The 9,709-nt window shown below is 33.3% G+C and carries 11 protein-coding genes; 9 read left to right on the top strand and 2 right to left on the bottom strand.

Features of this window, described 5'->3' with window-relative positions; all coding sequences use genetic code 11:
* The 7 genes from PHC28_RS06475 to PHC28_RS06445 all read left to right on the top strand — a co-directional run.
* Nucleotides 1–247, top strand: a 247-nt coding sequence (locus tag PHC28_RS06475) for a glycoside hydrolase family 16 protein (protein WP_300097474.1), incomplete at its 5' end; no start/stop codon positions are given.
* A 410-nt stretch (nucleotides 248–657) separates the two neighbouring features.
* The gene (locus PHC28_RS06470; protein WP_300097472.1) at nucleotides 658–1,101 is read left to right on the top strand and encodes a hypothetical protein; all 444 of its coding nucleotides are present in this window, start codon (nucleotides 658–660) and stop codon (nucleotides 1,099–1,101) included.
* A gap of 68 nt (nucleotides 1,102–1,169) precedes the next feature.
* Nucleotides 1,170–2,093 (top strand): class A beta-lactamase, subclass A2, encoded by a 924-nt coding sequence (gene bla / locus PHC28_RS06465; RefSeq protein WP_300097470.1) that lies wholly within the window; start codon nucleotides 1,170–1,172, stop codon nucleotides 2,091–2,093.
* A gap of 87 nt (nucleotides 2,094–2,180) precedes the next feature.
* Nucleotides 2,181–2,660 carry a YdeI/OmpD-associated family protein gene (locus PHC28_RS06460; RefSeq protein WP_300097468.1) on the top strand — a complete coding sequence of 160 codons (480 nt, stop codon included), beginning with the start codon at nucleotides 2,181–2,183 and terminating at the stop codon, nucleotides 2,658–2,660.
* A gap of 224 nt (nucleotides 2,661–2,884) precedes the next feature.
* Nucleotides 2,885–3,631, top strand: a complete 747-nt coding sequence (locus PHC28_RS06455; protein ID WP_300097466.1) for a hypothetical protein — start codon at nucleotides 2,885–2,887, stop codon at nucleotides 3,629–3,631.
* An 80-nt stretch (nucleotides 3,632–3,711) separates the two neighbouring features.
* The gene (locus PHC28_RS06450) at nucleotides 3,712–4,734 is read left to right on the top strand and encodes a sensor histidine kinase (protein WP_300097464.1); all 1,023 of its coding nucleotides are present in this window, start codon (nucleotides 3,712–3,714) and stop codon (nucleotides 4,732–4,734) included.
* Nucleotides 4,731–5,498: a LytTR family DNA-binding domain-containing protein gene (locus PHC28_RS06445; RefSeq protein WP_300097462.1), complete on the top strand. Its 768-nt coding sequence runs from the start codon at nucleotides 4,731–4,733 to the stop codon at nucleotides 5,496–5,498. Before PHC28_RS06450 ends, PHC28_RS06445 begins: the two co-directional genes overlap by 4 nt.
* A 251-nt stretch (nucleotides 5,499–5,749) precedes the next feature.
* On the opposite strand, the gene ychF is transcribed toward PHC28_RS06445, so the two are convergent.
* Entirely contained in the window at nucleotides 5,750–6,844 is a 1,095-nt protein-coding gene (gene ychF / locus PHC28_RS06440) for a redox-regulated ATPase YchF (RefSeq protein WP_300097460.1), read from the bottom strand.
* Between the two features lie 154 nt (nucleotides 6,845–6,998).
* A complete protein-coding gene (locus tag PHC28_RS06435) occupies nucleotides 6,999–7,349 on the bottom strand; it encodes a 4Fe-4S dicluster domain-containing protein (RefSeq protein ID WP_300097458.1) in 351 nt (116 codons plus the stop codon).
* Nucleotides 7,350–7,498: 149 nt separating this feature from the next.
* Between PHC28_RS06435 and PHC28_RS06430 the strand changes: the two genes are divergently transcribed.
* Nucleotides 7,499–8,557: an acyl-CoA reductase gene (locus PHC28_RS06430; protein WP_300097456.1), complete on the top strand. Its 1,059-nt coding sequence runs from the start codon at nucleotides 7,499–7,501 to the stop codon at nucleotides 8,555–8,557.
* Between the two features lie 93 nt (nucleotides 8,558–8,650).
* On the top strand, nucleotides 8,651–9,709 hold a 1,059-nt coding region (gene serC, locus PHC28_RS06425; protein ID WP_300097454.1), incomplete at its 3' end, for a 3-phosphoserine/phosphohydroxythreonine transaminase.

Raw genomic sequence — 9,709 nt, 5'->3', positions numbered from 1 at the left:
GGATTTTTCTGAAAACGAATACAAAATTGATGTTTCCCAATTTCACGTTTATGCCACCGAATGGACAAAAGATAAAATTGTATTCCTAATTGATAATGTCATTGTCAAAGAAATCAATCAATCACCTGATTATCCAATGCAATTTATGTTGGGAATTTATGAAATACCAGATAAAATTATTAATGATACTGAAAAAAAATATCCAAAAGAATTTATTGTTGATTATGTGAAAGGGTATAGTAATTAACATTTAAAAATAAGCGAAACTAAAACTCATTCAAATTCAAATGCAATCAAGCAAACTGACGAAGTATTCCGTTTACTTCATAATTCTCAACTAATTATAACTCTCTGACACAAATGGAAAATAAAAAAGGAAAACTCCCCTCTTCTACACCAAAAAACCAGATGGATAATTTCCATTCAATTGCAATAGAATAATATAAAGGTGTTGTATTTGAAAAACTTAAAAACGCTTAACCTTCGTCAATCAAACGATATTTGGGTGTATTTGCTTCTAGCTATGTTTTTGTTTAAGTTTTCAAAACGACGAAATCAATAAAAATAATTTTATAAAGTGGAGCCAAGAACCCACTCAAATAAACTGGGCGGATTCTGAAAAGCCAAATGAGTAAGAACTAATAAAACAAAAACAAAATGAAAAAAATGTTATTTTTGATTGGCTTATTAACCACTTTAACTGTTTCAGCACAAGAGTATAAAGTAGTAACAATAATTGAATCAATAGTGCCAATGGGTGCTGGTCGTTCAAGAATTATTGAAACCCAAGGATCACCTGATGTAAATGCGCTAACGACAACGCGAGAAGGAAATAAATCAAAACAGGATTTAATTGAAAGAGAAGATCTAAAAGAAGTAGGTGAAAATATGAAAGAGACTAAGTTATTAAACTTTTATAGCTTAGTGGGTATAAATTTCGGCAATATTGCATCAAATGACGCAATAATAGCTGCAAAAATAAACGATGTCGTCAAGGAGGGTTGGTCAGTAGCTTTTATTACGAGCGGTGTTGAATCAGACTCTGGAAAGGATGATGGTAAAGGAATATTTATTACAAGAATATTTTTTGTCAAGAAATAAACAGACAAAAATCCGATGATAATACAAAAGGAAGTGGAAATCATACTTAAAATTATGGACAAATTATTATGAAAAAAATATTTAACTTAATTATTTTATTGATTTTATACTTACTATTATCAACAAGTTGCCAGACTTTAAATAATAGAACTGATTCCCTACGAAAAAAAATTGAGCAAATTGTATCCGACAAGAAAGCAATAGTTGGAGTTTCGATTATCGGAAATAAAGGAAAAGACACCATTTCTTTACACGGCGATAAACGATTTCCAATGCAAAGTGTTTTTAAATTCCATATTGCACTTGCAGTTTTGGCAGAAGTAGATAAAGGAAACCTTTCTTTAGACCAAACAATTGAGATAAGTAAAGATGACCTATTACCTGAAGATTTTTGGAGTCCACTTAGAGACGAAAATCCGAAAGGTGGGAGTTTTACTATTGAAAGATTAATTCAATATTCAGTTTCACATAGTGACAATACTGCTTGCGATATTTTAATTAGACTTATCGGAACACCTAAGACTGTTGAGGAATATTTTAAAAAGAACAATATTCAGGATATACAAATCACTTTTAACGAAGAAGAAATGCAAGCAAAGTGGGAAAATATGTTTGAAAATTGGACAACACCTAAAACTGCAAGCGAGACACTTAAAATGTTTTATGAGAATAAAAACAATTTACTCTCCAAAAGCAGTTATGACTTCTTTTGGAAAACAAATAAAGAAACAACAACAGGGAAAAACCGAATAAAAGGACAATTGCCCGAAGGAACAATTGTTGCTCACAAAACGGGTTGGTCAGGAACAAACAAAGAAACTGGAGTTACTGCTGCAGTAAACAATATTGGGATTGTCTTTTTGCCAAATGGTGAGTATTTTATTATCAGTGTTTTTGTGAGTGAATCGAAAGAAGATTTTGATACAAACGAGAAAATTATAGCTAACATCGCAAAAGCGACTTATGACTTTTACACAGTCACGACTAAATAGAAAAACTGCCACCAAGAACTAGAGTTTCGTTGCGTGCGCAATACCAAAAATGGAACTTGATTTTTGGTGTTTAATAGCTTAACTTAAATGACAGAACAAATCCCATTGGTTGATAAAGAATACTTACTCGAAAAATTTCAAGGTAAAGGCGGTTGGACATTTGCAAGAATTCCTGAAATAGTACAAAACAAAAATAAACCTTTTGGCTGGGTAAGAGTTCGAGGAACAATTGACAAATTTGAAATTAAAAATTACAATTTGCAACCAATGGGAAATGGAAATCTATTTCTGCCAGTGAAAGCAGAAATAAGAAAAAAAATAAGAAAAGAAGAAGGCGATTATGTTCGCATAATTTTATTTACCGACAATTTTCCAACTGAAATTACTGAAGAATTAAAGCTTTGTTTAATGGACGTACCAAATGCTTATGAAGCATTTTTAAGTTATTCAAATGGAGAGCAAAAAACATTTTTAGAATGGATTTATTCTGCAAAAACAGATGCAACAAAAGTAGAACGAATTGCAAAAATGATAGACAAAATAACAACAAAGAGTAATAATAGTTGATAATGTTACGATTAATTAAACCCGTTCTCACGAATTACATTCCGAGCCCATTTCAATTTACAACCAAAAACACCTCTACCCCTGTTGCAGAAGACTCTAAACCTAAACTCAATCCACTATTTCCTTAGTTTAACCGATTTTTTCCTTTATTCATCGTTTTGTCGTTCATTAGAAAAATTTCATAGAATAGTTTTGTCTTATGTTTAACCTAAATAATATAAGAAATGAACAAAGAATTAATTTTTTTAAGGACTTTTGCAGTAGCTACTGTAGTTGGAATGGTTGTTATTACCACATCTGCATTCAAAAACAGTGGCAATCAAAAATTTAGCGAGATTGATGTCGAAAGAATTAACATCGTGGAAAAAGATGGTACCGTAAAAATGATCATCACAAACGTTGAAAAATTTCCGAATGGAAAAGTAAAAATTAATGGAAAACCAACCAATGAAGACCGAAAAAAACGCTCTGGGATGCTGTTTTTCAATGAGGACGGTATAGAATGTGGTGGATTCATTTACGATGGACAAAAAAATACAAACGGGCATAGTTCAGGGCTTTCATTAACCTATGACCAATATGACGGGGATCAAGTAATGCAGCTGCTTACACAGGATTACAAAGAGGGAGACAAAAGATTTGTAAGCAGTGGTATAATGTTCAATGACCGACCATCCAATGAGTCGCAGACTAGAACAGGAGAGATTATGAAAGAGCTTGATGAACTCGGTAAAAAAGATCCTAAAGCTGCGGATGAAAAATACAAAATATATCAAGAACAGGGATTGATTGGTGGTGCCCCTCGCGTAATGCTCGGAAAATCAAGAAATGAAAATAATGGCTTGTTTCTTTTTGATAACAAAGGGATGCCAAGAGCTATGTTTTATGTGGACAAAGAGAATAATGCCAAACTCGATTTCTATGATGACAAAGGGAATACTATTGTTTCGTTTCCTGAAAAAATAAAATAATAATTTTTAAGAAAATAGCCTTATAAAATAGCCTTATAAAAAATAGGGCTATTTTTGTGCATTAATCTATTAAACTCTTAATGAAAAATTGGCTCTATAAAATATATCCTAACCGATACTTCCTTCTGTTCATAATGCTTTTTGCTTATGTTCAGTCTATTTATAGCCGTATATCCGTTAGGGAGGAAATCAATGCCTATACATTCACTCCAGATGGTGCATTGTTTTCATTATTTGAAGCAGGGGTGCTGTTTATAATCACGCTTTACTTTATTAAAATATGGCAAAAATCAGACGTTTTCAGTACTAAAGAAATGCTAAAGATATTCGGATCATCGCTTATTACGCATCCTCTAGTTATGCAGATAATCGGATTAGTTATCGCTCTAATATTCAATAAAATTGAACGGAATTTTAATTTAGAAACCTTTACTTATACAACGTTTACCTTCTTCCTGAACGGTTTTATATATGGCAGTTTTTTTATAGCCTATTATTATCACAACAAAAATAAAAATCATCAACAGCAATTAACAAACTATCATCAGGCGCTTTCTGAAAGCAGAATAAATCAACTTAAAACACAACTCAATCCACACTTTTTGTTCAACAATCTGAATGTTTTGGACCAACTGATTGAAGAAGACAAACATAAAGCATCGGAATTTCTGAATGAATTTGCAGATATTTATCGGTATGTTTTGAAAGCATCAGACAAAAAACTTGTTCCGCTAGACGAAGAATTGGCTTTTGCAGAGCAATACTTCAAATTAATACAACACAAATACGGCTTAGCTTATCAACTCAAAATTGAAAGTTCAGCCAGTGGTTATATCGTACCTTTAACGATGCAACTACTGATTGAAAATGCGATTCAGCATAATTTTGGATCAAAGGAAAATCCTGTCCATATAAAAATAGAGACAACGGATACTATTTGCATATCGAATAATTTTATCCCAAAGAGGAGCTCAAAACCAACATCAGGGAGAGCATTACAAAATATTAATGAACAATATAAGTTGCTAACACAAAAGCCTATTGAAATCAAAAATTCAGACGCAGAATTTGCTGTAATCATTCCTATAATTAAACTACAATGATAAAGATCATAATCATAGAAGACGAAATACCTGCAAGAAAAAAGTTAAAAAGATTTCTTGAAGAGTTGGATGTCCCAACCAAAGTAGTAGCAGAAATTGATAACGTAGCAACAGCAGTTGAGTTTTTAAAAAGTACATCTGCTGATTTAATATTCTCCGACATTGAACTGCTGGATGGTAATGCTTTTGATATTTACAAGCAAGTTTCTATTTCCTGTCCAATTATTTTCACAACAGCTTATGACCAGTTTTGGATGAATGCTTTTGATAGCAACGGGATAGCCTATTTGTTAAAACCATTTTCAAGAGAACGCTTTCAAAAAGCCTGGGACAAGTTCCTGCTTTTCAGAAATTCGCCATCTGATGAAAACAAACAGCTAACCAACCTTACAAAACTTATTGAAGAGAAATTCGTAAAACAATCGTACAAAAAACGATTTACAGTTCATAAACGTAGTGAGTTTTATTTTATTGATGTAGATGTAATTACGTTTTTTAGAGCTTCTGAAGGTGTTGTTTTTGCCTTTGATACAACGGGCAAAAAGCATTTATTAAACGAAGTCTCTTTAAAAGAAATTGAACAACAATTGAACCCTTCGGACTTCTTCAGGATTAACCGAAGTGAACTTATCAGCAAACAACACATAGAAAAGCTCGAGCGTTACTCAAAAAACACACTATCTATAAAAATGAAAGGCCACGCAAACCACCTAAAAACGAGCCAAAGTAACACAGCCGCTTTTCGTGAATGGATAGAGAAATAATTGCAGTCGCATCGAATCCTGAGCTTGCCCAATTCCCAACTGCTTTATAATTTGTCCATTTTAAAACCGGAACGAATGCGGAACCGAATGCGTAGCATTTTGAAAGAAGGATTGGAGCGATACAATGTAGATTTACAATAAAGAACAAAGTCAAATTTAGTAGCAAATACCAAAAAATAAGCACAAAAAAACTGCCCAATTGCTTGAACAGTTTTGTCTATTATCTATAAATCTATTATCTTTTGTCTTACTTAAACGTTAAAACGGAAATGCATCACGTCGCCATCTTTCACAATATATTCTTTTCCTTCGACCTTGAATTTTCCGGCTTCTTTACATTTGGCTTCTGAACCATAATGAACGAAATCTTCATACGAAATCACTTCGGCACGGATGAATCCTTTTTCGAAATCAGTATGAATCACTCCTGCTGCTTGTGGCGCAGTAGCTCCAATATTAATCGTCCAAGCACGAACTTCTTTGACACCTGCGGTAAAATAAGTTTGTTGTTTCAATAATTTATAGGCGGCACGAATCAAAACCGATGCTCCAGGCTCGCTTAATCCCATATCTTCCAAGAAAACTTGGCGTTCTTCGTAACTTTCCAATTCCGTAATATCAGCCTCTGCTCCTACTGAAAGGATAATCACTTCGGCATCTTCATCCTTAACCAATTCCCGAACTTTATCTACATAAGCGTTTCCGTTTACTGCCGAATTTTCATCTACATTACAAACATACAAAACCGGTTTTGCAGTAATCAATTGGAAACCTTCCATCAAAACTTCTTCGTCATTATTTTGCGGAACTACGGTTCTGGCCGATTTCGCTTGAAGCAATGTTTCCCTAATTCTATCTAAAAGTGCTTTTTCGGTTTGCGCTTCTTTATTTCCGGTTTTGGCGGCACGATTTACTTTTTCGAGACGTTTTTCAACATTTTCCAAATCTTTCAATTGTAATTCGATATCGATAGTTTCTTTGTCACGAATGGGATCTACATTTCCGTCAACGTGAACGATATTATCATTGTCAAAACAACGCAAAACGTGAATAATAGCATTACATTCTCTGATATTTCCCAAAAATTGATTACCTAAACCTTCGCCTTTGCTGGCTCCTTTTACCAAACCTGCAATATCCACAATATCAACGGTTGCCATTTGAACTCGAACTGGTTTTACTAATTCTTCCAGTTTTGCCATTCTCGAATCGGGAACATTTACTACTCCTATATTAGGTTCAATGGTACAAAACGGAAAGTTGGCACTTTGCGCTTTTGCATTGGATAAACAATTAAATAATGTTGATTTTCCAACATTTGGTAATCCTACAATTCCTGCTTTCATTATGTTGTATTTATTTTAAAAGTGTGCAAATATAAGATTTAATAAATGTTTCATTAATAAAAACTAGAGATTAATACAATACCAATCTCTTTTTACAAAAAATCCTGAATACAAATTCAGGATTTAATATTATTTTCTAAACTAAAAAACCATTTTATTCGTTGTGTAAAAAAGCTTGTCTGTTCAACAATGTTTCTTCACTTTCTACGTGATTTTCATCTGGAATACAGCAATCAACTGGGCAAACTGCAGCACATTGAGGCTCATTGTGAAACCCTTTACATTCAGTACATTTTCCAGGAACGATATAATAAATATCGTCTGATATTGGAGTTTGGGCTGCATCAGCATCTGCCTCTTCGCCTGAAGGCAAAATTATTTTCCCTTTAACTCTAGTTCCATCTTTGTATCTCCAGTCATCTGCTCCTTCATAGATTGCAGTGTTTGGACATTCTGGTTCGCAAGCACCACAGTTGATGCATTCGTCTGTTATTATTATCGCCATTTTAAATAAGGATTTAGGATTTTAGATTGGGATTTTATGAAAATAAAAACTTTTATCCAAAGTCAATTTTTAATATCTATTGTCTATAACGTATTATAGTTTATTTTTGCCCAAAAATACAATCAAAACTATTCATATACAAATTACTTATGTTCGAAAACAATAAAAAAAGATGTTTTATTGAATTAGGAAAATTTTTAAAGCAGTTTTCCGAAGCAGAAAATGTAATAGACCAAGCGGTTTTGTACAATGAACCCTTTTTTGAAGATTTTGTAAATTTAATCCATCTTTCACAATCCCATAACGGTTGGTACACACCAGAAAATGTCTATTTTTCTATTCAATCTTGGGCAAAAGCCCTGACGGAAGAAAATATCGACAAATGGCTCTCAAAATATACTATTGGAACAAATGAACCCAAAAACGTTGGACTCATTCTAGCTGGAAACATTCCGTTAGTTGGTTTTCACGATTTTCTTTCGGTGCTGATTACTGGTCATAATGTATTGATAAAAACATCGTCAAATGATCAGTTTTTATTGCCTTTCTTGGCTAAATATCTTATTGCAATCGAGCCTGAATTTTCCAATAAAATCACTTTCGTCGAAGCAAAACTAGAAAATTTTGATGCTGTTATCGCAACTGGAAGCAACAATACAGCACGCTATTTTGAATATTATTTTAAAGACAAGCCGAGCATTATCAGAAAAAATAGAAATTCGGTTGCCGTTTTGGACGGAAAAGAAACTAAGGAACAATTAATCGCTTTGGGTGAAGATATTTTTAGGTATTTTGGATTGGGATGCCGCAATGTTTCCAAACTTTTTGTACCAAAAAGTTATTCCTTCAATGCCTTTTTTGAAGCTATTTTCGAATATCAGGATGTCATTCACTATGAAAAATATGCCAATAATTACGACTACAATAAAGCCGTTTTCTTGATGAGCAATTTTAAATTGCTTGACAATGGTTTTTTGACAATTAAAGAAGATAATAGTTATGCATCTCCTATTTCGAGCGTTTTTTATGAATTTTATGAAAACAGTGATGATTTACAAATTCGACTACAAAGTGAAAGTGAGCAAATACAGTGTATTGTAAGTAATAACCTCATGAAAGACAGCATTAATTTTGGAGAAACCCAAAGACCAAATTTATGGGATTATGCGGATAACGTAGATACTATATCGTTTTTGTTAACAATATAAAAAAATATTAGCAAATTATTCCGAATTATTTAACGCTTATTCAACTCTGATTTCCGAAATTTGCAACTTAATTTTTTGGACACAAACAACACCATGAAAAAACACAACTACAGCGCAGGACCATCTATTTTACCACAAGAAGTTTTCGAAAAATCAGCACAAGCTATTTTAGATTTTAATAATTCTGGATTGTCAATTTTAGAAATTTCACACCGAAGTAAAGATTTTGTTGCCGTTATGGATGAAGCTCGTTCATTAGCAATTGAACTTCTAGGTCTTGAAGGTAAAGGGTATAAAGCTCTTTTTCTTGGAGGTGGAGCAAGTCTTGAATTCTTGATGACTCCCTATAACTTGATGAAAGAAAACGGTAAGGCTGCTTATCTTGACTCTGGAACTTGGGCAACTGCCGCTATAAAAGAAGCCAAATTTTTTGGAGAAACTGTAATCGTAGCTTCATCAAAAGAAGAAAACTACAATCACATTCCTAAAGGATACACTATTCCTAGTGATGCCGATTATTTTCACTGTACTAGTAACAACACTATTTTTGGAACTCAAATGAAAGAATTTCCAGCTACGGATATTCCTGTTGTTTGCGATATGAGTTCTGATATCTTTTCAAGAGTTTTAGATTTTTCTAAATTCGATATTATTTATGCTGGGGCTCAAAAAAATATGGGACCTGCAGGAGCTACATTGGTGGTTATCAAAGAAGAAATTCTTGGTAAAAACGGAAGATCTATTCCAAGTATGTTAGACTACGCTAAACATATTAAAGCAGATAGTATGTACAATACTCCTCCAGTTTTCTCAGTTTACGCTTCATTGTTGACTTTAAAATGGATCAAAGAAAAAGGTGGTGTTGCAGCAGTTGAAAAACTAAACAATGCAAAAGCCGCTTTACTTTACGGAGAAATTGACAGAAATCCATTATTCAAAGGAACTGCTGCTTTAGAAGATCGTTCAAATATGAATGCTACTTTCTTATTAACTAACCCTAATCACACGGCAACTTTTGATGCAATGTGGAAAGAAGCTGGAATTTCTGGTTTACCTGGTCACCGTTCAGTTGGTGGTTACAGAGCGTCTATTTACAACGCAATGCCAATTGAAAGCGTACAAGTTTTAGTTGACGTAATGCAAGCTTTGGAA

Source organism: Flavobacterium sp. (assembly GCF_028712645.1).
Taxonomy (GTDB): domain Bacteria; phylum Bacteroidota; class Bacteroidia; order Flavobacteriales; family Flavobacteriaceae; genus Flavobacterium.
This window is presented reverse-complemented; position numbering and strand designations above follow the sequence as displayed.